This is a genomic window from Hydrogenovibrio sp. (assembly GCF_965140365.1).
In the GTDB taxonomy this organism is placed as follows: domain Bacteria; phylum Pseudomonadota; class Gammaproteobacteria; order Thiomicrospirales; family Thiomicrospiraceae; genus Hydrogenovibrio.
This window is the reverse complement of record NZ_OZ223196.1, coordinates 995,758-1,018,728: the sequence shown is the minus strand read 5'-3', so window position 1 is coordinate 1,018,728 and position 22,971 is coordinate 995,758. Positions and strand designations below refer to the sequence as shown.

At 50.7% G+C, this 22,971-nt stretch carries 19 protein-coding genes; 8 read left to right on the top strand and 11 right to left on the bottom strand.

Annotated elements, in window-relative coordinates:
- Positions 1-31: 31 nt before the first annotated feature.
- Entirely contained in the window at positions 32-4,039 is a 4,008-nt protein-coding gene (hrpA, locus tag AC0KH7_RS04805) for an ATP-dependent RNA helicase HrpA (protein ID WP_472371196.1), read from the bottom strand.
- A 188-nt stretch (positions 4,040-4,227) separates the two neighbouring features.
- Here hrpA and AC0KH7_RS04800 point away from each other — a divergent pair, with 188 nt between their 5' ends.
- Positions 4,228-4,782, top strand: coding sequence for a DUF2975 domain-containing protein (locus tag AC0KH7_RS04800; protein WP_472371194.1), 555 nt, complete (start codon positions 4,228-4,230; stop codon positions 4,780-4,782).
- A gap of 11 nt (positions 4,783-4,793) precedes the next feature.
- Positions 4,794-5,003, top strand: a complete 210-nt coding sequence (locus AC0KH7_RS04795; RefSeq protein ID WP_472371192.1) for a helix-turn-helix domain-containing protein — start codon at positions 4,794-4,796, stop codon at positions 5,001-5,003.
- Between the two features lie 98 nt (positions 5,004-5,101).
- Here the strand turns inward: AC0KH7_RS04795 and AC0KH7_RS04790 are convergent, their stop codons facing one another.
- Positions 5,102-5,317: a helix-turn-helix domain-containing protein gene (locus tag AC0KH7_RS04790; protein WP_472366513.1), complete on the bottom strand. Its 216-nt coding sequence runs from the start codon at positions 5,315-5,317 to the stop codon at positions 5,102-5,104.
- Positions 5,318-5,607: 290 nt separating this feature from the next.
- On the opposite strand from AC0KH7_RS04790, the gene AC0KH7_RS04785 reads away from it, so the two are divergent.
- Positions 5,608-7,368 (top strand): putative bifunctional diguanylate cyclase/phosphodiesterase, encoded by a 1,761-nt coding sequence (locus AC0KH7_RS04785; RefSeq protein ID WP_472371190.1) that lies wholly within the window; start codon positions 5,608-5,610, stop codon positions 7,366-7,368.
- Between the two features lie 122 nt (positions 7,369-7,490).
- Positions 7,491-10,106 (top strand): plasma-membrane proton-efflux P-type ATPase, encoded by a 2,616-nt coding sequence (locus AC0KH7_RS04780; RefSeq protein ID WP_472371188.1) that lies wholly within the window; start codon positions 7,491-7,493, stop codon positions 10,104-10,106.
- A 64-nt stretch (positions 10,107-10,170) separates the two neighbouring features.
- Here the strand turns inward: AC0KH7_RS04780 and AC0KH7_RS04775 are convergent, their stop codons facing one another.
- The 7 genes from AC0KH7_RS04775 to AC0KH7_RS04745 all read right to left on the bottom strand — a co-directional run bounded on the left by AC0KH7_RS04775 (position 10,171) and on the right by AC0KH7_RS04745 (position 18,892).
- Positions 10,171-10,920, bottom strand: coding sequence for a slipin family protein (locus tag AC0KH7_RS04775; protein ID WP_472366516.1), 750 nt, complete (start codon positions 10,918-10,920; stop codon positions 10,171-10,173).
- Positions 10,917-12,317 carry an NfeD family protein gene (locus tag AC0KH7_RS04770; RefSeq protein ID WP_472371185.1) on the bottom strand — a complete coding sequence of 467 codons (1,401 nt, stop codon included), beginning with the start codon at positions 12,315-12,317 and terminating at the stop codon, positions 10,917-10,919. Before AC0KH7_RS04770 ends, AC0KH7_RS04775 begins: the two co-directional genes overlap by 4 nt.
- A 121-nt stretch (positions 12,318-12,438) precedes the next feature.
- Positions 12,439-12,870 carry a tautomerase family protein gene (locus AC0KH7_RS04765; protein WP_472371183.1) on the bottom strand — a complete coding sequence of 144 codons (432 nt, stop codon included), beginning with the start codon at positions 12,868-12,870 and terminating at the stop codon, positions 12,439-12,441.
- 241 nt (positions 12,871-13,111) lie between these two features.
- Complete coding sequence (locus AC0KH7_RS04760) at positions 13,112-16,285, bottom strand: efflux RND transporter permease subunit (RefSeq protein ID WP_472371181.1); 3,174 nt, start codon at positions 16,283-16,285, stop codon at positions 13,112-13,114.
- Complete coding sequence (locus tag AC0KH7_RS04755) at positions 16,286-17,416, bottom strand: efflux RND transporter periplasmic adaptor subunit (RefSeq protein ID WP_472371179.1); 1,131 nt, start codon at positions 17,414-17,416, stop codon at positions 16,286-16,288.
- A gap of 163 nt (positions 17,417-17,579) precedes the next feature.
- The gene (locus AC0KH7_RS04750; protein ID WP_472371177.1) at positions 17,580-18,188 is read right to left on the bottom strand and encodes a hypothetical protein; all 609 of its coding nucleotides are present in this window, start codon (positions 18,186-18,188) and stop codon (positions 17,580-17,582) included.
- Positions 18,189-18,352: 164 nt separating this feature from the next.
- Entirely contained in the window at positions 18,353-18,892 is a 540-nt protein-coding gene (locus tag AC0KH7_RS04745) for a hypothetical protein (protein ID WP_472371175.1), read from the bottom strand.
- Positions 18,893-19,053: 161 nt separating this feature from the next.
- Here AC0KH7_RS04745 and AC0KH7_RS04740 point away from each other — a divergent pair, with 161 nt between their 5' ends.
- Complete coding sequence (locus tag AC0KH7_RS04740; RefSeq protein WP_472371173.1) at positions 19,054-19,383, top strand: hypothetical protein; 330 nt, start codon at positions 19,054-19,056, stop codon at positions 19,381-19,383.
- 5 nt (positions 19,384-19,388) lie between these two features.
- Here AC0KH7_RS04740 and AC0KH7_RS04735 read toward each other — a convergent pair whose 3' ends face one another.
- Positions 19,389-19,958 carry an NAD(P)H-dependent oxidoreductase gene (locus AC0KH7_RS04735; RefSeq protein ID WP_472371171.1) on the bottom strand — a complete coding sequence of 190 codons (570 nt, stop codon included), beginning with the start codon at positions 19,956-19,958 and terminating at the stop codon, positions 19,389-19,391.
- Between the two features lie 147 nt (positions 19,959-20,105).
- On the opposite strand from AC0KH7_RS04735, the gene AC0KH7_RS04730 reads away from it, so the two are divergent.
- The 3 genes from AC0KH7_RS04730 (at position 20,106) to zntB (ending at position 22,426) form a co-directional block, all read left to right on the top strand.
- Complete coding sequence (locus tag AC0KH7_RS04730) at positions 20,106-20,699, top strand: TetR/AcrR family transcriptional regulator (RefSeq protein WP_472371169.1); 594 nt, start codon at positions 20,106-20,108, stop codon at positions 20,697-20,699.
- Positions 20,700-20,927: 228 nt separating this feature from the next.
- Positions 20,928-21,281 carry a hypothetical protein gene (locus AC0KH7_RS04725; protein WP_472371167.1) on the top strand — a complete coding sequence of 118 codons (354 nt, stop codon included), beginning with the start codon at positions 20,928-20,930 and terminating at the stop codon, positions 21,279-21,281.
- 161 nt (positions 21,282-21,442) lie between these two features.
- Complete coding sequence (zntB, locus tag AC0KH7_RS04720) at positions 21,443-22,426, top strand: zinc transporter ZntB (RefSeq protein WP_472371165.1); 984 nt, start codon at positions 21,443-21,445, stop codon at positions 22,424-22,426.
- Between the two features lie 115 nt (positions 22,427-22,541).
- On the opposite strand, the gene AC0KH7_RS04715 is transcribed toward zntB, so the two are convergent.
- Positions 22,542-22,913, bottom strand: coding sequence for a hypothetical protein (locus AC0KH7_RS04715; RefSeq protein ID WP_472371163.1), 372 nt, complete (start codon positions 22,911-22,913; stop codon positions 22,542-22,544).
- Positions 22,914-22,971: the final 58 nt, after the last annotated feature.

Sequence of the window (22,971 nt, the reverse complement as noted above, 5' to 3'; positions counted from 1 at the left end):
GCCTCTGTACGAATCCTTTATCTGTTTTCAGTTATAGGTTTTTCAGTTGTTTCAATAAACGAGGCACCGAGACCGGCTTGACGGTTTTCATCGGTTGGGCAAACAAGGATAAACGCAATTCTTCCAGCAACCAACGCATTTCCACCAGGCCTGGGTGATTTCGATAGGCGGTATCCTGCGCCAGACGTTCATAGGCTTCCAACACCGGTTGCATTTCCCGAATCGCTTTCTGGTCTTTCGTCGGGTCGATGTCGATTTTTTCCAAGCGCTTTTCCAAGCCCTGCAAATAGCGAGGCATCTGACGGAACCAGGTTTCCGGCGTGGTGCGCACGAAATCTTTATCAATCAAGGCATCCAGTTGAGCACGAATGTCCGCTACGGACGCCAACCAACGCGGGTTCACCTTACCTTTGACCTGCTTGGCGATTTTCTGATGTCCGGTGAGAATATCGTTGACCTGCTTGGCAATGCCCTGCGCGGTTTCAATCCATGTCGAACGCACCGTTTCCAAAATCTGTTCATAAGCCACCTGAGTGCGGATGCTTTCCGGCTCCGGCACCAATTGACGCAGAGCCCGGTCGATGACCTGTTGCGTCAGGGCTTCGCAGGTACCGTAAGGCGCATAGCATAAGCAGGCTTTCTGCATCGGCAACTTCTTCTGCAAATACTTCACTTTATCCGGCAGATTCAACGCCAACAACGCTCGCACCGCTTCACCGTGTTCAGCCAGCGCGGTTTCCTCATCCCCGACCAAATCCAGTTCGATGACAACGCCCTCCCCCGAATCATTCGGCCGGCAGCGTAAGGCTGGATAAGCCACCATTTCCAGCCCTTTGGCGCGAATGGTCTGGGAAGGTGCCAAATCGCCGAAGTTCCATTCCTCGACCCGTTGGCTGTCGGTCGCGGTTTTGGCCTGATGTTTCTGAATGCGGTCATCCACCAGATGTTGATACTCGGTTTTCAGGGCTTCCAGATCGGCCTTCTCGGCAATGGTTTTGCCCTTGTCGTCCTGCAAGACGAAATAGGGTTGCAGGTGTTCCGGCAAGGCCTCCGGCAGACCGGCTGCCTCAAAGTCGGCACTCGACACCTTCTGCTGACCACGACGGTTCAGCGCCCACACCAACTGAGTGACGTAATCCGCCGCATGACCGTCCAGCTTTTTCGTGGGCGACATTTCCTGCAACACCCCGTCTGCGGTCTGCGGCGCGGGTATAAACTGTTTACGAAGTTGTTTCGGCAAGGCTTTGATATAAAACGCAGTTTTTTCTTTCAGCAACCCCGGCGTCAACCAATCAAAATCGGATTTTTGCACCAGATTCAACGCCGATAACGGCACTTTCACCACCAAGCCATCTTGCTGCTTGCCCGGTTCAAAATGGTAATCGACATCGAGTTCCAGTTGATTCTTGACCTGGACCTGATCGGGATATTCCGTCGCCAGCCCGGCATCCACCGACTGCTTGAGCAGAAAATCACGCGTCAGTTTCAAAGCGTCAATCGTGTCCGGTGACCGCTGTTCGGTTTTCTTGACCCACTTTTCAAACGCCGGTTGGCTGTAAATGTGTTCGGGAATCCGCGCCTGATAAAATTCATACAGCACATCTTCTTCCACCAGAAAGTCCGGACGCCGCAGTTTCGATTCGATGTCGTGGATTTCGTCAATCAAACGGCGGTTATGCGCCAGAAACGCCACTCGGCTGTGCATCTCCCCTTCCACCAGTGCGTGGCGCAGGAAAATTTTATGGGCTTCCTTGGGATTGATCGGCCCGTAATTGCAACGTCGTCGGTTCACAATCGGCAGCCCGTATAAGGTCACCGACTCAAACGCACCGACTTGCCCGGCCTTTTTCTGCCAGTGCGGGTCGGTGTAACTGCGTTTGACCAAATGCGGTGCCAGCGCTTCCACCCAGTGAATGTCGATAACCGCATTGTTGCGGGCATAGAGCTTCGAGGTTTCAACCAGTTCGCCAGACAGCATCCACTTCGGTTTACGTTTGAACAGCACCGAACTCGGGTGGATAAACAATTTGGTGTTACGCGCCCCCAAATAGGACTTTTCGTCGTCCCGCATGGCGATATTCCCCAACAGTCCCGCCATCAAGGAACGATGCACCGCCATCGAATGCATGTCCGATAAACGTTCGGTGACCGTCTTGCCCTGCTTCACTTCTTCAAACAGATGCAGGTCACCGACTTTGACACCGATGCGCTTCAAGCTCATTTCCAATTGGAAAAACAAGTCGTGCCATTCTTTCATTCGCAGATAGGACAGGAAATTGGTTTTGCAGAGTTTGCGCAGTTTGTTTTGGCTCAGGTGACGTCGTTTGTCTTCATAAAAACGCCACAGATTGAGGAAAAACAGGAAGTCGGAACGCGGGTCTTCAAAGGGTTTATGCGCCTGGTTGGCGGCCTGACGATTGGCTTCGTTCATATCACGCGGGTCTTGAATGCTGATGGCCGAGGCAATCACCAGTACTTCGGCCAAGACACCGTTCTTCTGCCCTTCCAACACCATCTTCGCCATGCGCGGGTCCAACGGTAGTTTGGCCAGCTGACGGCCACTGTCGGTCAAACGGCGATTTTCATCCAACGCGCCGATTTCGTGCAATTGACGATAACCGTCATTCACCGCTTTATCTTCCGGCGGTTCGATAAACGGAAAATGCTTCACCGCCCCCAGTTTCATTTGCGTCATCTGCAAAATCACCGTCGCGAGCGAAGTGCGGTGAATTTCCGGCGGCGTAAAGGCCGAACGACTGTTGAAATCGTCTTCGTCGTACAAACGGATGCACACCCCGGAGCTGACCCGGCCGCAACGCCCCGCCCGTTGATTAGCCGAGGCCTGGGAGATTTTTTCAATCGGCAAACGCTGTACCTTGGAGCGCACCGAATAACGGCTGATTCTGACCAGGCCTGGGTCAATCACGAACTTAATGCCCGGCACCGTCAAAGAGGTTTCCGCCACATTAGTCGATAAAATCACCCGTCGCTTTTGCGACAGCTGGAACACCTTGTTCTGCTCCGCCATACTCAAACGCGCGTACAAGGGCACGATTTCGGTGTTTTTCAAATGCTGTTTGCGCAAGTATTCCGCGGTTTCCTTGATGTCGCGTTCACCGACTTGAAACACCAGCACATCGCCGAACGGGTCGATTTCCGCCAGCTCTTCCAAGGCATAACCGATAGCGGTGGGAATGTCCTGCTCGAATTCGTTACCGTCGTCGTCTTCGATTTTCACCAAAGGGTTGTAGCGGACTTCCACCGGATAGGTCCGTCCGCTGACTTCGATAATCGGTGCCCCTTCAAAGAATTGCGCAAAGCGTTCGGTGTCGATGGTGGCGGAGGTGATGATGAGTTTCAAATCCGGGCGCTTCGGCAGCAGTTTTTTCAAAATGCCAAGCAGGAAGTCGATGTTGATGGAGCGCTCATGCGCTTCATCAATAATAATGGTGTCGTACTGATTCAAAAAGGGGTCGTTCTGGACTTCTGCCAGCAGAATCCCGTCGGTCATCACCTTCAACAAACTTTGCGGATGCACCTGGTCGTGAAACCGCACTTGATACCCGACCAGCTCGCCGAGCTTGGAACCGAGTTCCTCGGCAATTCGCTCGGCCACACTGCGCGCCGCCAAGCGTCTCGGCTGAGTACAGCCGATTCGGCCGAAAATACCGCGCCCCGCTTCCAGGCAAATTTTCGGAATCTGAGTGGTTTTCCCCGAGCCCGTTTCCCCGGCAATCACCACCACTTGGTGGTTTTGAATCAGCGCCAGAATCTCCTTGCGGCGTTCGGCCACTGGGAGTTTATCGTAAGAAATTTTCGGCACGGCTTGCCGGTTGGCCACGACAGCTTGCACCGACGCCGTCAAACGGGCCTGAAATTTTTGCCAAGCCGAATCATTCTGCAACGCCTCGACATCCGCGTCCGAATCGAGTTTGAAACGCTTGAACTGTCGCTTCAAGGCAAAACGGTCTTTCGACAAGGTTTGCTCAAGCGCCTCGATAATCGATGACTTGTCTTTGAATTGGATGGAATCGGCCATTAGGGGATTTGAATCGTATGAAAAATTAAGAAGGGAATTTTACGCTAGTTCGGCCCATTCGGCAAAAGACGCACCCGGCCAAGCACCTCCAATTTTAAAAATAACTAAATTTCATTAATAATTTATTGTAAAACGATAATAAATAATTATACTAATCCCTGAGTTCAATCATTTTTACGGAGTGCTACATGAACCAAACAAACCAAAACTTATCCCGCATTCAATCCTTCAGCCGTGCGTTTCGGCTGATCACACGTTTTTTAATGGCTGCCGTCCCGTTATATTACGTGGTCTACTGGGGGTTCATTAATCATCTGCCCCAAACCCTGATTAACGTCAATACCGCGCCGCAACCGATTCTGGACAATACGCTTACCACCCCATTACAATGGCTCGGCTTTCTGGCGGCCCTGCCGGTGATTCTGTCTTTGATTTACGGGTTGGTGAACATCGATAAACTGTTTCGTTATTACCAACAGGGCATTATCTTTTCTTACCAGCAGGTGCGTTTGTTCAAGCACATTGCCAAGGCTTTACTGCTGTGGGTCGTGACGTCCATGCTTTACGAGTCGGCTAAAAGCGTTGTCTTCACCTGGCAGAATCCGCCTGGAGAACGGCTGTTAACGGTTGGCTTCGGTTCTGCCGAATTGATGATTATGATTGTCGCCGCCATGACGTTTTTCATCGCATGGGTGGTGGAAGAAGGGCAAAACTTGTCTGAAGAACAAAAATACACTGTGTAAAAGGACATCGAATGGCGATTATCGTGAATCTGGACGTTGTACTGGCACAACGTAAGATGAAATCCAATGAACTGGCCAAACGGATTGGCATCACCGAACAGAATCTGTCGATTTTAAAAACCGGCAAAGCCAAAGCAATTCGGCTTTCCACACTGGAAGCCATTTGCGAACATCTGGATTGCCAACCGGGCGATTTGTTGGAATTCCAACCCAACGACTGAACCAGCCGACTTTATAGGCCAACCCTTCCCTGAAACGCCCAGGCCTGGGCGTTTCAAGCATTCACCACATCAATCACGTCAACCGGAATCGCTTAGGCCTAGTCACTATCGAAGAACTTTTGTTCCGGTACCTTCAAGGCTTTGGCAAGAAAACTCACCTCAAAATCCGTCACACGTCGAACTCTTGCTTCTATTTTTGCGAGTGTGCTTCGGCTAATATTCCAACCAATTAAATTGCACTTGGCAACCAATTGTTCTTGGGTAAAACCGAAACCTTCCCGAACGGTTTTGACTCTTGGCCCAATCTTATTCATATGTATTGCTCCACACTGGACCTTGATTTTTGCAAAACATGGCGACATAATTGCTCCCATAACAGAGCAAAGCAACTTTAATTCCGGCGAAGGGAAGTTCACTCAACCGTCGGGGTCTATGACGTAAAAGCATGCTCACAGCGGGTTAAAACAACCATAACAAGTAAACGATTATCGTTTTTTTCTCGCTTTAAAAATACGAATCATCAGCAGTCTGAAAACAAGTGGTAGAACAGTGGTAGTTTTTTTTAAGTAATTCTGGCGTTTTTAACGCAACCTAAGGCAACTCAATGGAATTAAACGGCATCTCTCTCGCAGTTTCCCTCAGCATCTTGAGCCTGATTCTCTTAGGGGTTGTGTTGTATCGCTACAAACAACTGCATTTTTTAGCCCTTGCCTTCGAACACCTTCCCAAACCCATTATCATCACCGACCAACGGGCGCGTATCCTCAATGTGAATCGCGCGTTTTGCGACATCACCGGTTACCCGCCGGAAGAGGTCATCGGGCAAACGCCAGCGGTTTTCAACTCCGGTCGGCAGGGGGATGACTTCTACCCCCGCTTGTGGCACGAACTGAAGCGCACCGGACATTGGCAAGGCGAAGTCTGGAACAAACGCAAAAACGGCGATGAATACGCCGAGCGCCTCACCATTTCAACGTTCCAATCCCCTTTCCGAAAACGACCTTACTATGTCGGCACCCTGACGGACATTTCTCAAAACAAGGCAGACGAAGCCACCATCGAACGCCTGGCTTTCTACGACACCCTGACACGCCTCCCCAACCGGCAACTGTTGGAAAACACCCTTCAAAAGGCACTCCAAAAACCGAACCAAGTCAATACCAGTGGTGCGGTCCTATTTATTGACCTGGACGATTTCAAAAGCTTAAACGACACCTGCGGTCACGGCATGGGCGACTTACTGCTGGTGGAAGTGGCGCGCCGCATTCATGCCTGCCTGGATTTCGAGGATGCCACCGTCGGTCGCTGGGGCAGTGATGAGTTCGTTGTCATCCTCGAAAGCCTGACGAGCAAGCTGGCATTAAATGATGCCATTCAACAAGCCGAATGGATTCAAAGCAAACTCAGTGAACCTTTCACTTTGAATGGTTTGGAATATTTCAGCGCCTGTTGCATCGGCATCGCGCTGTTCGACCACCGACATTCCGCGCAAGAGCTCCTCAAAAAAGCCGACAGTGCTCTTCACCACGCCAAGCGCTCCGGGCGCAACTGCATTTACACCTTTGACCCGTCCATTCAACAGGCGTTGGAGCAAAAACTTGAGTTGGAAAAAGACCTACGTCATGCCTTGAAAGAAGACCAATTCGAACTGTACCTGCAACCCCAACTCAATTCCGGCGGCTGCTTGGTCGGCGCCGAAGCTTTGATTCGCTGGAACCATCCACAAAAAGGCATGATTTCCCCCGCCGACTTTATTCCACTGGCTGAAAAAAACGGCTTGATTGTCGGCATCGGCGATTGGGTTCAAGAAGAAGCCTGTCGGTTATTGGCGGGATGGAAAACACACCCCATTTTGGCCAAAACCACCTTGTCGATTAATGTCAGTGAACAACAGTTGCGGCACCCTGACTTTGTCGAAAAAACCCTCAACTCTATGAAGCAATATCAGATTCGCCCTACCCAATTGAAACTGGAAATTACGGAAAGCGCCGTCATGTTGAACCTGGACGAATGCGCCGATAAACTCTGTCAGCTCAAGCAACATGGCCTGGAGTTTTCCATGGACGATTTCGGAACGGGTTACTCCTCACTCTCCAATATCCGCGCTCTGCCGCTGGACCAGTTGAAAATCGACCAGTCGTTCGTTCGCAACCTGCTGGAAGACAAAAGCAATCAAACCCTCACCCAAACCATCATCACCATGAGCGAAGCGCTGGACTTGGAGATCATCGCCGAAGGCGTCGAAACCGAAGGCCAGAAAATCGCTCTGGAGGAAATGGGCTGCCATTTTTTCCAAGGGTATTATTTCGCCAAGCCACTTGCTTACCCGAGTTTCATAACGTATGCCGAATCCATCAAAGAGTGACTTAAAAACGTTAAAACCGACGGAATTGTACGCCATCGACTAAGAAACCTTTGACTGTCCGGTCCAGTTTGATTATGTTTGTTTTAGTCAGCACTTCTTCCTAGCCACCAGGATTCGGCCAGATGAACAGAATCGAACTCAAAAACACCGATGATTACCATAACCAGCAAGCGGCGGATACGCTTTCCTACTTCGAAGTTTCGCCGGAACAAGGCCTGAGTAAAAACGAAGCTCAAACCCGTTTGGAAACCTTCGGCCCCAATGAAATCATTGAAAAAGAAGAACCACTTTGGCATCGTATTTTCCGGCGTTTTTGGGGGCCGATTCCGTGGATGATTGAAATCGCGGCCCTCTTGTCAGCCATCGTTCAGAAATGGGAAGATTTCATCGTCATCCTTATTATGCTGTTGATTAATGTGGTGCTGGATTTCTTTCAGGAACACCGCGCGCTCAACGCTCTGAAGGTTCTCAAACAACAAGTTTCATTGGAAGTTCGAGCCCTGCGAGACGGTCAATATTGTGCGTTACCCGCCAAGGAGTTGGTGCCCGGCGATATCATCCGCATTCGCATCGGCGATGTGGTGCCAGCCGACGTGCAACTGCTCAGAGGCGATTTTCTTTCCATCGACGAGTCTTCACTGACCGGCGAATCCTTGCCCGTGACCAAGCGCCAAGGCGAAGTCGCGTACAGCAACACGGTGGTCAAACAAGGCGAGATGGTCGCCGTGGTGGTCAATACCGGTCAACATACACGGTTCAATGCTGTGGTATCGCTGGTGGCAAAAGCGTCTCTGGAAGAACGCAGCCACTTTCAGAAAATGGTCATCAAAATCGGCAACTTCTTGATTTTGATGACCTTAGTGCTGGTCGCGATTATTTTGGTCGTCGGCCTGTTCCGTCACGAAGACATGCTGGAAATTGCCCGCTTCGCGCTGGTGTTGACCGTGGCGGCCGTACCGGTGGCCTTGCCCGCCGTTTTGTCGGTCACCATGGCCGTCGGCGCGGTGAATCTGGCGCGTAAACAAGCGATTGTATCGCGCCTGACGGCCATTGAAGAATTGGCGGGCGTGGATATTTTTTGTTCGGATAAAACCGGCACCCTGACCAAAAACGAAATGCAGGTGGCCAAGCCACTGGTGTTTGACGGCTATCATGAAGAGCAGTTATTCACTTACGCGGTTCTCGCTTCACGCCAGGAAAACCGGGACCCGATCGAACTGCCGTTATTTCACTATCTGGACGAACGCTTTCCCAACACCGACTGGAAACAATGGACACAACAGAATTTTACGCCCTTTGATCCGGTAACCAAATACACATCTGCCCAAGTCGAATACGGCGCGCAACAATTGACCGTGTTCAAGGGTGCGGCTCAGGTATTATTGGAAATGGCGGACATTCAGGGGAACGAACTCATTGCCATCAATCGAAGCATCGACACCTTTGCCGACAAAGGGTATCGGACGCTGGCCGTCGCAGTGCAAACCGAAAATAACGCCGTCCAACTGGTCGGCTTGATTCCGCTCATCGACCCGGAACGGGAAGATTCCGCCGACGTCATCCTCAATATGACTAAGAATGGGGTGCGCGTCAAAATGATTACCGGCGACAACGTGGCCATCGCCCGCGAAATCGGCCACCGCTTGGGCTTACGGCAACGCAGCATTCGCTCCGCCGAGTTATCCGGTAAAGGCAGCCATGAACTCATCGGGTTCGCCAAAGCGCTCAGTAACGCCCTCTATCAACGATTGCACCCGGAAGTCAGTCATCAGGCGGCGGAAGCCTTTGCCGAGGACGTCATGACCTCTCTGGAACAGAATTTTGATATGGAAATGCTGACCCGCGAATTCATTCACACTCACGAATCGGTGGTGATTGAAACGCTGGAAAGCGTGGACATCTTTGCAGAAGTACGCCCGGAAGACAAATACACCATCATCGACACCTTACAAAAGGCCGACCACATCGTCGGCATGACCGGCGACGGCGTCAACGATGCACCGGCCTTGAAAAAAGCCGACTGCGGTTTCGCGGTCTCCAACGCCACCGATGCGGCTCGGGCGGCGGCGGACATTATCCTCACCTCTCCGGGCTTATCGGTCATCAACCATGCCATCGAACAGGCCCGGATTACTTTCGAGCGCATGAAAAGCTACGCCACTTTCCGCGTGGCGGAAACCATCCGCATCATTCTGTTTATGGCCCTGAGCATCGTGGTATTCAATTTCTACCCGATTACCCCCTTAATGATTATCTTATTGGCGCTTTTGAACGATATTCCGATTCTGGCCATCGCCTATGACCACACCAAGGTTCAGAACAAGCCGGTGCGCTGGGAAGTGCACTCGCTGTTAACCGTTTCCACTGTATTGGGCATCAGCGGTGTGATTTCGTCTTTCGTGCTGTTCTTCGTCCTGCTGGAAATGGGCATCAGCGAAGATATGATTCAAACCCTGCTGTTCTTGAAACTGATTGTGGCCGGGCACAGCACCCTTTACATCACCCGCACCGAAGACTGGTTCTGGAAGCGGCCTTGGCCGTCGCCGTTACTGATGGCCGCCACCTTCGGAACCGAAATTCTCGCCACCTTCATTGCGGTGTACGGACTGTTCGTCACACCGATTGGCTGGGAATATGCGCTCTATATCTGGCTATACGCGTTGGTGTGGTTTGTCATTAACGACATCATTAAAATGCGCGTACGCAGGCTGCTCAACAACAAACCCGCCCTGGCCTGAAAACAACCAGGCCTGGGCACATTTGAAATTACTCAAATATGTGTCGGAGGGCTTATTAGTGGGATCATTTTCCCTGTTTAAACAACGAATCCACCATCTCCATCGGTAACGGAAACACAATGGTATTGGAACGATCGTTGGCGATTTCCGTCAAGGTCTGCAAATAACGCAACTGCAACGCCTGCGGCTGCTGGGAAAGAATTTGCGCCGCTTCGAACAGTTTTTCCGAGGCCTGCATCTCCCCTTGCGCGTGAATGACTTTAGCGCGTCGCGTCCGTTCGGCTTCGGCCTGTTTGGCGATGGCGCGAATCATACTTTCATCCAAATCGACGTGCTTAATTTCCACATTGCTGACTTTCACGCCCCAAGCGTCGGTCTGCTGGTCCAGCACCGTCTGAATATCGGCGTTCAACCGATCCCGTTCCGACAGCATTTCATCCAGCTCATGTTGCCCCAGCACCGACCGTAAGGTCGTTTGCGCCAACTGACTGATGGCGTCGTTGAAATGCTCCACCTGAATAATGGCTTTATCTGGCTCAATGACCCGGAAATACACCACCGCGTTCACATGCACCGACACGTTATCGCGCGAAATCACATCCTGACTGGGCACATCCATCACCACCGTCCGCAAATCGACTTTTTCCATTTGCTGGATGACGGGAATCACCAAAATGAACCCCGGCCCCTTCACTTTCCAGAAACGTCCGAGCATAAAAATCACCCCGCGTTCATATTCGCGCAGGATACGGATGGCACTGACGAAAAAAACCAGCACCACCGCCAGTACGATGTATAAAGCATAGGCCGTCATAATGTCGCCTCCTCTGTTGTGGTTGAATCCGTTTCAATCGGCGTGACGTGTAAAGTCAGGTGTTTCATGCCCGTCACGCGCACCGTTTGATTCTGTTTTAAAGGCACCTCCGACACGGCTTGCCAATGTTCACCATGCACAATGACCTGCCCCTTGCCGTCGAAATCCGCCAAAACCACCGCTTCACTCCCGACCAATTCCTGCAAGCCGCTGACCACCGGCTGACGATAGGATTTAAAGGCCAGATGCACCACGGCCGCCACGACCAACACACTCAGTACGGCAAAAGTCACGATGACCGACAAATCGATGCCGAACCCCGGCGCATCGGTATCCATCAAGATAATCGAACCGATGACAAACGCCACCACCCCGCCGATGCCGAGAATACCGAAACTGGGTTCAAAGGCTTCCGCCACCATCAAACCGATGCCGAGCAGAATCAGCGCCATGCCGGCATAACTGATGGGCAGCAGTTGAAAAGCATACAAGGCCAAAACGATGGCAATGGCGCCGATGGTTCCCGGTACAATGCCGCCGGGGTTGAGAAATTCGAAAATAATGCCGTACACCCCAACCAACAAGAGAATATAGGCCACATTCGGATTGGTGAACACACTCAACAACTCACTGCGCCAGTCCGGCGGCATATCAACCACTTCCGCATTGGCGGTATGCAGCACCAGCCGGCGCTGATTCAATTGTACTTCTCGGCCGTCAAGTTGTTGCAGCAAGTCCCAAGTGTTGTCGGCCATCAGGTCGATAACGTTCAAATCCAGAGCCTCTTGTGCGGGCAAGCTGGCGGCCTCTCGCACCGCTTTTTCCGCCCAATCGGCATTGCGCCCGTGTAATTCCGCCAACCCGCGGATATAGGCCACGGCATCATTGAGGGCTTTGCGCTTGGCGGCGTCTTGAGGCTGGCTGGGTTTCGCAGATTCTTCCGATGGGGCTTGGGAAGGTTTCGGCAATGAAATGCCGCCGATTTGCACCGGCGTGGCGGCGCCGAGATTGGTGCCGGGGGCCATGGCCGCCACTGGGCTGGCGAAAAGAATATAGGTACCGGCACTGGCCGCACGCGCGCCCGACGGTGCGACGAACGTTGCCACCGGCACACTGGACGCGGCAATGTGTTTGATGATGTCGCGCATTGACGAGCTCAAGCCGCCGGGCGTATCCAGTCGCAATACCACCAGTTCGGCACGTCGAGCATCCGCTTTTTCCAGAGAACGCTCAATATAATCCGCCGTGGCCGGACCGATGGCGTCGTTCACTGTCAATTGGACGACTTCCGGTGATTTGGCCTTAGTCGCCGTCTCCGCCAGCGCAGGACTCTGAACCAACAGAACCAGCGCCATCATCAGTAAAAACCACCGATAGAACTTTGCCAACCGCTGCATCGCGCCTCCTTTGCCCTCATAGCCGACCGCCGACCGGGTGCATCACAAGTGCCGAGACTTTTACTTTACGCCTCTTACTTAAAAATTTCTAATCAAACTTAAAACCTCAATACTTCCCTTTTTACTTTCCAGCCATCATCTTCATCAGTTCCGCCAAATGGTAGATTTTCCCAGCGCCTCCCCAGTTGCCGTCAGCCACTTCATGGAACAGCACCCAGACACGCGCGGCGTTGAGTACATTATGATCGGTGCCTTCCAACCGTAAAACGCACTCGGTTAATTCATGAGTCAAACGGGCTTTACGGTCGTCGTCCAAGGTGTTTTCAAACACCGTCACATCAAAACGGTAATGCGGTTTGTGCATCGGCTTGCCACCGACAAATCCGGTCGATTTCGGGTGTTTATTGAGGTAGGTCCAGGTCAGCATCCTGGCTTTAGGATTTTGTGCCATGCCCTCCAGCTTGAGTAACGCCTCTGTCGTCTCTTCGACCAATTGCGCTTCCTGCTCGGCACTGAATGTCTCTTCGGGAAAGGTAATTTGAATCAACGGCATAGGCGACCTCTTACAGAATTAAACAGGGCAGACTCCTTTGGGAGTTTCATTAAGTTTGCACAATAACCGAACCCTTCGCAACAATAATAACTTTAAGCTCGGCTCCCAGGCGCACGCATCGCTGAACGCGAACACAGGCACCTTGAATAACACCTCGACGCGCTAAAACGTAAAACGCCCAGGTCTGGGCGTTTTTTCAATTCAAGTAAAAGGCATAGAGTCACTATGCCTCTTTGACCCGTCAGGTTTTTTTCAGGTCATCGTCATGCACTTCCGGAATCCCCGCGGCCCGGTCCGGGTCCATCCCGAACAGTTTGGTTTTCACCCCTTCACGCAGGCTTTGGAAGAACACATACAACACCGGAATGAAGAAGACGGCAATCGCCGCGGCAAACAACATGCCGCCAATAACCGTGACCCCGACGAAATAACGACTGACCGCACCGGCACCGGTAGCGAACAACAACGGCAAGACCCCTAACAAGAAGGCCAAGGCGGTCATCATCAACGGACGGAAACGCAGGTGAGCCGCATCAATCGCGGCGTTGACAACGGTTTCCCCTTCTTCACGCCGCATTTTGGCGAATTCCACCATCAAGATGGCGTTCTTACTCGCCAAACCGATCATCAGAACGATACTGATCTGGGTATAGAGGTTATTGTCCATGCCCGGCAGCAAATACAACGGCAACAAGGAACCGAATACCGCAATCGCCACCGAGGTAATGACCGACATCGGCACCGACCAACTTTCGTATTGCGCCACCAAGAACAGATAAGCAAACAGAATGGCCAGCGCAAAGATGAAGACCACCAAATCACCGGCTTCCAACTCCTGTAGCGTCATCCCCGTCCAGGCAATCTCGTAGGTCTTCGGCATTTCTTCCTTGCCCAACTTTTCGAAAGCATCAATCGCTTGACCGGAACTGAAGTCATCTCCGGTTTGTGCGGAGAAAGACGCCGTACGATACATGTTGTAACGCGGAATCGACAAAGGCCCCATAATCGGCTTCGATTCAACCACGGAACTTAACGGCACCATATTGCCGTTACGGTTGCCGACTTTAATCAAATCCAAATCCGCAATGGCCATCCGTTCATCCGCATCAGACTGGATAATGACACGGTAAGTCTTTCCGTAAAGATTAAAATCATTGATATACAAAGACCCGAGATTCGACTGTAAGGTGTTGAAAATATCTGAAATCTCCACCCCTAACACACGTGCTTTTTCACGGTCGATATCGAGATAGTATTGCGGCACATCCGCCGAAAAAGTCGAAAAGGCCTGTTGAATGCCGTCCACCTGATTGGCCTTGAACATCAGCCCACGGGTGACCGAAGCCAACTCGCCGGAAGGCCCACTGGCCAAATCCAGAATTTGCCCTTGCAGACCATCCGCCACGCCAAGGCCGCTGATAGCAGGCGGCGAGAAGGCGAAGGAATCGGCTTCCGGGAAGGTGCTCAGGCGAATGTTGGCTTCACGTAAGATTTTCTTGGCCGGGTTGTCCGCGCGTTTGCTCCAATCTTCCAGCGACAAAACCACAAACGCGGCATTAGACGCCGAACCGGACATGATGCTGTAACCGTTGATCACGATGACGTCCCGCACCCCTTCGATTTGACTCAAACTGTCGGACACCTTACGGGTAAAGTCAGTGGTCCGCTGCAAGGACGCCCCATCCGGCAACTGAATATTCGCCATCAAAGCTCCACGGTCTTCCGTCGGCAAGAAACCGGACGGCACGTTTTGGAACATATAACCGGCCCCGAGCACAAACAGCAAAAACGCCAACATACTCATTTTATAACGGGAAATCATGCGCGTCGCCACAGCCACATAGCCGTCACGCGCTTTATCCACGCCCTTGGCAAACAGCCCCAGGAAGCCTTTCGGTTCGGCATCTTCGGGACGCAGCAACAAACGACACAGCGCCGGCGACAACGTCAAAGCGTTAATCGAAGAAATGACCACGGCCATCGCAATCGTCAATGCGAACTGTCGATAGAACTCCCCGGTGATGCCTGGCATAAAGGATACCGGTAGGAAAACCGACAGCAACACTAAGGTCGTCGCCACCACCGGCCCGGTCACCTGACGCATGGCCTCGCGAGTCGCCCGGCGGACATCGGTTTCACCTTCCGCCAGAATCCGTTTGACGTTTTCCACCACGATGATGCCGTCATCCACCACCACCCCGATGGCGAGAATCAACGCGAACAAGGTAATCATATTGATGGAAAAGCCGAATACATAGAGCAATGCCATCACCCCGATCAAAGACACCGGCACCGCAATCGACGGAATCAAGGTCGCGCGCCAATCCCCAAGGAATAGGAAGGTGATAATGACCACCAGCGTAAAGGTGATGAACAGAGTTTTCACCACTTCTTCAACGGATGCCCTTACCGACGCCGTCGTGTCATAAAGCACTTCATATTCCAGCCCTTCCGGGAAACGCTTGGACAGCACATCCAATTCTTTATAAACCTCATCGGCCACCGCCATGGAATTGGCGCCCGGCAACTGGTAAATGGCAATGGAAGCCGTCGGTTTATTATTTAGGTAGGTCGAACCGTCGTATTCTTGAGTGCCTAACTCAACGCGAGCGACATCTTTCATGTAAACGACGGAACCATTATCATTGGCTCGGACAATAATGTTTTCAAACTCGGAAACTTCTGCCAGGCGCCCTTTGGCCTGCAACGTATATTGGAAGGCGGGTTTCTTTTCGCTATAAGGCGGCGCCCCCACCTGCCCGACCGAGGCTTGAATGTTTTGCGATTCAATGGCGTTGGAAATGTCTTGCGGCGTGATCCCCAAGGCTTGCATTTTCAGTGAATCCATCCAGATCCGCATCCCGTAATCCAGCGTGATGAACTGAGAAACATTCCCCACCCCCGGTAAACGCGCTAAGGAATCTTCCATGTGGATGGACGAGTAGTTACTCAGCCAGATGCCGTCTTTATCGCCTTCCTTCGTGGACAGGTTGATAATCATCAACATACTGCTGGATTGTTTTTTCACCGAAACACCCTGACGCGTCACATCGGCAGGCAACTGTGGCTGGGCCAAAGCCACCCGGTTTTGCACGTTCACGGCGGCAATATCCGGATCCGTCCCCACATCAAAAGAGACATTCAGAGAGTAGTAACCACTGTTACTGCTGTTGGAAGACATGTAGAGCATGTTTTCCACACCGTTCACCTGGGTTTCAATCGGGATGGCAACGGATTCTTCCACCACCTCGGCACTGGCACCAGGATAAGTGGTGGTGACACTCACCACCGGCGGCGTAATGTCCGGGAACTCCGCCACCGGCATGAGTTTCATCGTGATGAAACCGACTAAGGTGATGACAATGGATATGACGAGCGCGAATTTAGGTCGATCGATAAAGAAAGCTGAAAACATTTATTTCGTTGCTCCCTTCGCCTCAACAACATTCACCTTCATATCCGCGCGGACTTTTTGCAGCCCTTGCACCACGACCCGTTCGCCTTTTTTCAGGCCAGACTTAATCGCCCAATTGCTGCCGACTTGACGACCGACGTCAACCCGCCGCTCCTCAACCGTATTTTTGTCGTCAACCACCAATAAGAAGTAACCTTTTTTATCTTTTTGCACCGATTCCTGCGGCACCACCGGCAGAATATTTTGCTTGTTCAAACCGATTGAAACAGTCACGTATTGTCCCGGACGCAAGATATGATCCGGGTTCGGGAAAGTAGCACGCACCTTAACCGTATTGGAAGTCATATCCACCTCAGGTCCCATATAGGTAAACTCGCCTTTTTGGTCATAGGTCGTCCCATCCGACAACACCAGCGTCGGCACGGCTTTGAGGTTTTCATCGCCGTTTTGCATTTGCAGGTTACGGGTTTGAAGCAGTTTCTTTTCACCGATTTCCACCGATACGTAAATCGGATCGACGCTGGTGATGGTCGCCAGCGGATCGCTGGTCGTTTTAACAAGGTTACCTTTGGTGTAGTTGGCAATGCCGATCACGCCGTCAATCGGGCTGACCACATCGGTGTAACTCAAATTCAATTTGGCTTGTTCCAGCGCCGCTTCCGACAACTTCACCTGCGCTTTAGCGGTATCTCGCGCCGCTTCGGCCGCATCCACATCCGACTGCGAAATCAAATCCTTTTTTAACATGTCTCTTTTACGCTCAAGATCGGCCGAGTTATTTTTTAAGGTCGCCTTGGCACTCATTAAATCGGCCTGACGCTCTTTTAACGCGATTTGGTAAGTGTCTTTTTCTATGTTGAAAAGAACATCGCCTTTTTTGACCATTGACCCTTCGACAAAGTTTCGTTTCAGCAGGAAGCCTTCCACACGGGCGCGCAAATCCACCGTTTGAATCGCTTCGACTCGGCCGGACTGTTTGATTTCAGGGGAAACGTTTTGGGTGTCCACCGTTTGCACCACCACACTGGGCAAAGGGCGTTTCGGTTTTGGGGAAGAATCCGCCGCGTGGGCGTAAGAGAACAGGCTTGTAGAAATGCAACAAATTGCCAGAAACAATGTTTTTTTAGACATAAAGATTTCCGTTTGAACTTCAGGGAGTTACACCGGCATGCCACGCTTATAGTCACTCGATATTTAAATGTCTAATACATGCCGGTAACGCACGTTAATATGCGTTAGTTTAACGGAAATTGATAAAGGATTGCTAAAACATTACGTTGCAATACGAAGAAACTTATTGCTTCATCATCTTGGCCGCTTTGGCACGCAATGATTCCAATTTTTTGATTTGTTTTTCCAAGTCCTCAACCAAAGCTTTACCCTTTGGACCGGAAGCTTCAATTTTCGATTTCAGGTTTTGTTGCAGGGCTTCAGCCTTAGCACGGATATCCGGGTCCTGAAACGCTTGCTGCTGACGCATTTGGAAAGCCTGTTGACGTTTTTGAAAATCCTGAATTTCAGCTTGAGACGGCTTTTCCTGACCACTATTGTATTTAGCGACCATGGCTTTCAAGGCGTCCAACTCTTTATCCGCATTGTAACCGTCAGAAGACATTTTCTGAGCGATGGCTTTTTGCAGGTTTTCTTTTTGTTTGACCAATTCCGGGCTGGATTGATAAACCTGATCTTGAATCGCTCGCAATTGTTGCTGAGTTTTCTGCAATTGCTGTTGGGTCTGCTGGACTTCCATCATTAATTGCTTCTGCTGTTCCGTCAACTGCGGCATCGCCCCACCACCACTATGCGGCATGGGTTGCTGAGCCAAAGCCTGGCCGCCAAACGATAACGAAGCCGCCAAGGCCATGCCCGAAACGAACTTGGAAAGAGAAAAATTCAATCGCATAGTGTATCCTTAAGAAGTAAATGGAATTTTTATGAAGTACAGGAAAGCACACTAGCATAGACCGCTTTAAAAAGAAACCGGCCAAGCAAGGATTCAGGCTTTCTTAAGTTTAGAGCTTCTAACCCATCCCAAACAAGACAAGTCGCCAGGCCTGGCGATTTTGGCTATTCCGGCAACTTCATTTCAATATCAATGGAATTCAAATCCGTGCGCTTTTCACCGGTCTGTACACCCACCCCGACATTGACTTTCACGTTCTCGTCCTGCACGCCGAGTTTGACATTGTATTTGTCTTCGTCGTCCTTATCCGAGCCTTCATAACTGTAATTAAACGCTCGTTTTTCAATCGGTTTATCGGGCAATAAATCGTTGATGGACGGCGCTTTTTCCGGCTTCGACAATGGAACATCAGCCGCTTTCATTTGCGGCCCGTCATGCGACGACATTGAAGCCTTGTTCGGCAGTTTCAAGTCCAAAGGGGCATCGAGCTCTTCTTGTGTCGGCGCTTCATCAATCGTGGGTGTCATCTTTACCGGCGCAACGGTTTCGTTCCTGGAACTCACACCGGTTGATTCACCCGAGCTTGGCTTATCAGGCACCGCAGTCACTTCCGTTTTACCGAACTCCTCACGTAATGACCAAGTGATAGCCACCACCCCGGCCAAAACCGTTATCAATACCAACCATTTTGAAAAACGCGCCATAACACTCACTCAAACCGTTACACAGTGGAATCCGCTCCACTCTCTTTTGAAGGTAAGATAAGGCCATTAAAACACCTTTTCAAGAGACGATTTTATTTACCGCTCTGCTAAAAACCGCTAATATGAAAGAGTGTCCAGCTCGAAACATGCGGAGGGACAAGATGAAACCGATGAATTCTCTTAACGATCACGATGTGATTGACATCAAACAAACCTTAAAAGCCCGCCAACTCTTGGAATGCTTTGACACCAACCTAAACCGTTTGAATGACACGGGGTTACGTGACGATGAAGAAGAAGCGGATACGTTGGAAATGCTGTCCGGCTGTTTGGAAGAAGCCATTGAAAACGGGCTGAATCCGGCGGAATTGCAAACCCGAGCCAATCAATTAGCGCATTACGCCCTGCAACAAGGGTATGACCAACATCAGGTGGAAAACCTATTGACCATGCGGCCGAACCCGAACGGCAAACGCCTGCAAAACGATTGAACCGCCTATAATGATTTTGCCAGTTTCCCAGCCTGTTCAATCCAGCGGGAACGTTGCGCCGCATTACTACCAATCACGGCACCAAAACGGCGGTGATGGCGTACTTTGACACCGCAAAACCCCATAATGGCGCGTTTCATCTGTAAGCGATCCCCGGCCAGAAAATACCACTGAGCGATTTTCGGCGTATCGCACGTATTGAGAATATCCGCCGTCTTACCTTTCAATAACGGCACCAAACGTCCTTTTTCGGTATAACGAAACGCCACACCGCTGGCAAAGGTCCGATCAAGAAACCCCTTCACCCTTGCCGGCATGCCACCCCACCAAATCGGGTACACCAGTACCAAATGATCGCTGTCTTGTAATAAGGCCTGGGCCTGACGAATATCGGGTTCAAGCTCTTCCGGGTTCTTAAGGCCGTTAGGTGTACTGTCGAAATCCAATTCAAACAGATTCAGCCAGTTGATTTCATGACCTTGCATTTCTGCTTCGTCTGCATAGGTTTCGGCCAGCGCACAGCATAAGCTGTCCTCTTTCGGGTGACCGTAAAGCATGAGAATTTTCTTTGACATCCACGACTCCAGAACTGACTGAGATATAATCAGATATAAATGTCAGGCATAATGTAAACACCGTTAACAATTGACATTATAATCATGCCGACTAAAATGTAAACACTGTTAACTTAAGTTTCTCAGCATCGCTCAAAAGGAGCCTCCGTGGCGCATTACCATCATGGCAACCTCAAACAGGCCCTGTTAAAAACGGGACTTCAGTTCATCAAACAGGAAAAGCCGTTGACCATTCGCGGCCTCGCCAAAGCCGTGGACGTCACCCCGGCCGCCGTGTATCGACACTTCACCAATAAAGAAGCCCTTCTGGCCCAATTGGCAGAGGAAGGCTTCAAAAAAATGCATAAGGCGTTTTCCGACATCGATGCCCCAACCGCCAAAGAACGCCTGTTTCGTATTGGCGAAGCCTATATCCATTTTGCGTTAAACCACCCGGAACACTTTCACATCATGTTCAGTCGTTTCGACTGGCACTCCGAAACCTTTGACGAATTGAACGAACTCGGCAACGCGACCTTTGAATCGCTGGCCTCTACCTGCCGAGAGCTGATGCCCGACGAAACACAAGCCGAATGGTTGATTGCCGCCACCTGGTCGCAAGTGCACGGCTATGCCATGCTCTCATTACGCAAATGCACCGACAGTTGCGAACAACCCGAACTTTTTCCAAACGATGCCGCCGTTATCCAGAACTTAATTGAAGCCACTTGGGGGCCCCACTTTCCAGACCCAGACCACTAAACTCTCAAATCAAACCCATCCTTTTCAAAAAAACAGAACCACCGTGGTAAAAATGCGACACATCGTAATTTTTGGCCGTACCCTTGCATTTCGATTGACCCGAAATTTCAAAACGTTTTATGATTTATACGTATTTTATGCAAATCTTGCTGAACTGATTCTCCCCCTTAGGTACGACACCTTTTGCTGAAATACAGGTCATTTCACATTCAGTAAGGAGTCAATCACATGAAACAGTTACTCATCACATCCACACTGGCCAGCGTATTGGCCTTATCCGGTTTGCCAGCCATAGCCATCGCCGCACAAGACGGCTCACAGCAAATGTACGGCAGTCAACTCATGACCCCACAGGAAAGAGCGGAACACCGTGAAAAAATGCGCAATGCCAAAACGGAAGAAGAACGTAACCAAATCCGTTCTGAAAATCACGCTCGAATGCAGAAACGCGCCAAAGAGCAAGGCGTCACCTTGCCAGACTCGCCACCGACTGGTGGCGCTGGCATGGGCTACCGCCAAGGCATGGGCGGTGGTATAGGACCCGGTAACGGCATGCGCCAAGGTGGCGGAAAAAACCAATAACCCCTGCTTCCCTCTGAATACGGCGTTTCAAACGCCGTATTTCACTCTCGTATTTTCCTGACCTTTCCTGCGCAATTTCGTACAATCTATCTAACAAGGCTTCTCATGCATTCCATTATGACACAGCCTTAAACCACGTTGATGACGCAAGGAAACCGCTTATGTCCGATTCATCTCAAAATGCCGGCTTTTTACATGCTTTTTTACTGGACGGCCACGGTGGTGGTCGGCATCTAACCTGGCAAGAAGCACAAGACTGGCAACCCTCAGACGGAAAAATATGGCTACACATGGATTATTCCGCCCCGCTTACACAGGACTGGCTACGTCACCATAGTGAACTGGACCACCTGATTAGCGACGCACTTTTAAGTGAAGAAAGCCGCCCGCGTACTCTTGGCATCGAAGATGGATTATTGATGGCCTTGCGCGGCGTCAACAAAAACCCCGGCGCCGACCCGGAAGACATGGTTTCCATTCGAATCTGGGTGGATGAACACCGAATCATCACCACCCTTAAACGAAACCTCTTATCGGTCAACACGCTCATTCAACGCCTGGAAAAAAATAAAGGCCCGCAAGACACGGCAGACTTACTGATAAACCTAACCGATCAACTCATTCGAATGATGAGCGACACCGTCGATGACTTTGAAGACCAGATTGCCGAACTGGAAACCCAGACACTCACGTCCGAAAGTCCATCCCTAAAATCCGAACTGGCCGCATTGCGCCGTCAAACCATCGCCATCAAACGTTACCTGGCCCCAAAACGCGAAGCCATGAATCGCCTACTGGTGGAAAAAGTCAGTTGGTTGACGCCGGATCATCGCATGCAACTGCGCGAGGTCAACGATCGTTTGATTCGCCATATTGAAGACATCGATGCCGTCCGCGAACGCACCGCCGTCGCCCATGAAGAAGTGCTCAGCCGCATTTCCGAACAATTGAATGAACGCATGTACGTACTGTCCATTATCGCCGCCATTTTTCTACCCTTGGGCTTTTTCACCGGGTTGCTCGGCGTCAATCTCAACGGCATACCCGGCAGCAATAGCCCCTACGCCTTTATCGTGTTCACCGCCGCGCTGATATTCGTCGTCGCGGTGCAATTCTGGCTTTTCAAACGTCGTAAGTGGCTGTAAGCGCAAACAACCAAAATGCCCAGACCTGGGTGTTTATGAGTGGCCGTTTAAGGCCTATCAACTGACCGGCCGCGCGGTCGGGTTGACTGCACCTGTAGGGTTTCTTGATTGATTTTCATAAAAAAGCAGAGAGCAACCCAAAAACAGCAAATATTGCAACAATGAAAAACAATACGCCAAATAAAGAATACAAACAGCCTTTTTCGGCACTGAAATTTGTTTTTTCTAATTCTTCATTTTTTATATCCATTACAAAATAGACTAGCAACGCAAAGCTTATTGAGTTTGAGATTACTTTGCTTAATCCTATTTCTTGAAGCACTAAGCTCAAAATAATCAATGGAATAAATGCGATTAAAAAATTTCTGAAATTAATTCCAGTTTTATAACTTTGGCCACAGTTTGGACATACTTTATTGGCTTTACCGCCTACTAAAATTCCTTTAGAAAAAAAGCTAATCTTGTTTGTACAATTTGGACACTTCATCTAATTTCTTAAAACCCTAACGTTAAGCTGTACGGCGAAAACGTAGCGCAGCGTAGTT

Excerpts from the sequence above, each read along its gene's own strand:
- hrpA (WP_472371196.1), bottom strand. The coding sequence starts at position 4,039 with ATGGCCGATTCCATCCAATTCAAAGACAAGTCATCGATTATCGAGGCG.
- AC0KH7_RS04800 (WP_472371194.1), top strand. The coding sequence starts at position 4,228 with ATGAACCAAACAAACCAAAACTTATCCCGCATTCAATCCTTCAGCCGT.
- AC0KH7_RS04795 (WP_472371192.1), top strand. The coding sequence starts at position 4,794 with ATGGCGATTATCGTGAATCTGGACGTTGTACTGGCACAACGTAAGATG.
- AC0KH7_RS04790 (WP_472366513.1), bottom strand. The coding sequence starts at position 5,317 with ATGAATAAGATTGGGCCAAGAGTCAAAACCGTTCGGGAAGGTTTCGGT.
- AC0KH7_RS04785 (WP_472371190.1), top strand. The coding sequence starts at position 5,608 with ATGGAATTAAACGGCATCTCTCTCGCAGTTTCCCTCAGCATCTTGAGC.
- AC0KH7_RS04780 (WP_472371188.1), top strand. The coding sequence starts at position 7,491 with ATGAACAGAATCGAACTCAAAAACACCGATGATTACCATAACCAGCAA.
- AC0KH7_RS04775 (WP_472366516.1), bottom strand. The coding sequence starts at position 10,920 with ATGACGGCCTATGCTTTATACATCGTACTGGCGGTGGTGCTGGTTTTT.
- AC0KH7_RS04770 (WP_472371185.1), bottom strand. The coding sequence starts at position 12,317 with ATGCAGCGGTTGGCAAAGTTCTATCGGTGGTTTTTACTGATGATGGCG.
- AC0KH7_RS04765 (WP_472371183.1), bottom strand. The coding sequence starts at position 12,870 with ATGCCGTTGATTCAAATTACCTTTCCCGAAGAGACATTCAGTGCCGAG.
- AC0KH7_RS04760 (WP_472371181.1), bottom strand. The coding sequence starts at position 16,285 with ATGTTTTCAGCTTTCTTTATCGATCGACCTAAATTCGCGCTCGTCATA.
- AC0KH7_RS04755 (WP_472371179.1), bottom strand. The coding sequence starts at position 17,416 with ATGTCTAAAAAAACATTGTTTCTGGCAATTTGTTGCATTTCTACAAGC.
- AC0KH7_RS04750 (WP_472371177.1), bottom strand. The coding sequence starts at position 18,188 with ATGCGATTGAATTTTTCTCTTTCCAAGTTCGTTTCGGGCATGGCCTTG.
- AC0KH7_RS04745 (WP_472371175.1), bottom strand. The coding sequence starts at position 18,892 with ATGGCGCGTTTTTCAAAATGGTTGGTATTGATAACGGTTTTGGCCGGG.
- AC0KH7_RS04740 (WP_472371173.1), top strand. The coding sequence starts at position 19,054 with ATGAAACCGATGAATTCTCTTAACGATCACGATGTGATTGACATCAAA.
- AC0KH7_RS04735 (WP_472371171.1), bottom strand. The coding sequence starts at position 19,958 with ATGTCAAAGAAAATTCTCATGCTTTACGGTCACCCGAAAGAGGACAGC.
- AC0KH7_RS04725 (WP_472371167.1), top strand. The coding sequence starts at position 20,928 with ATGAAACAGTTACTCATCACATCCACACTGGCCAGCGTATTGGCCTTA.
- zntB (WP_472371165.1), top strand. The coding sequence starts at position 21,443 with ATGTCCGATTCATCTCAAAATGCCGGCTTTTTACATGCTTTTTTACTG.
- AC0KH7_RS04715 (WP_472371163.1), bottom strand. The coding sequence starts at position 22,913 with ATGAAGTGTCCAAATTGTACAAACAAGATTAGCTTTTTTTCTAAAGGA.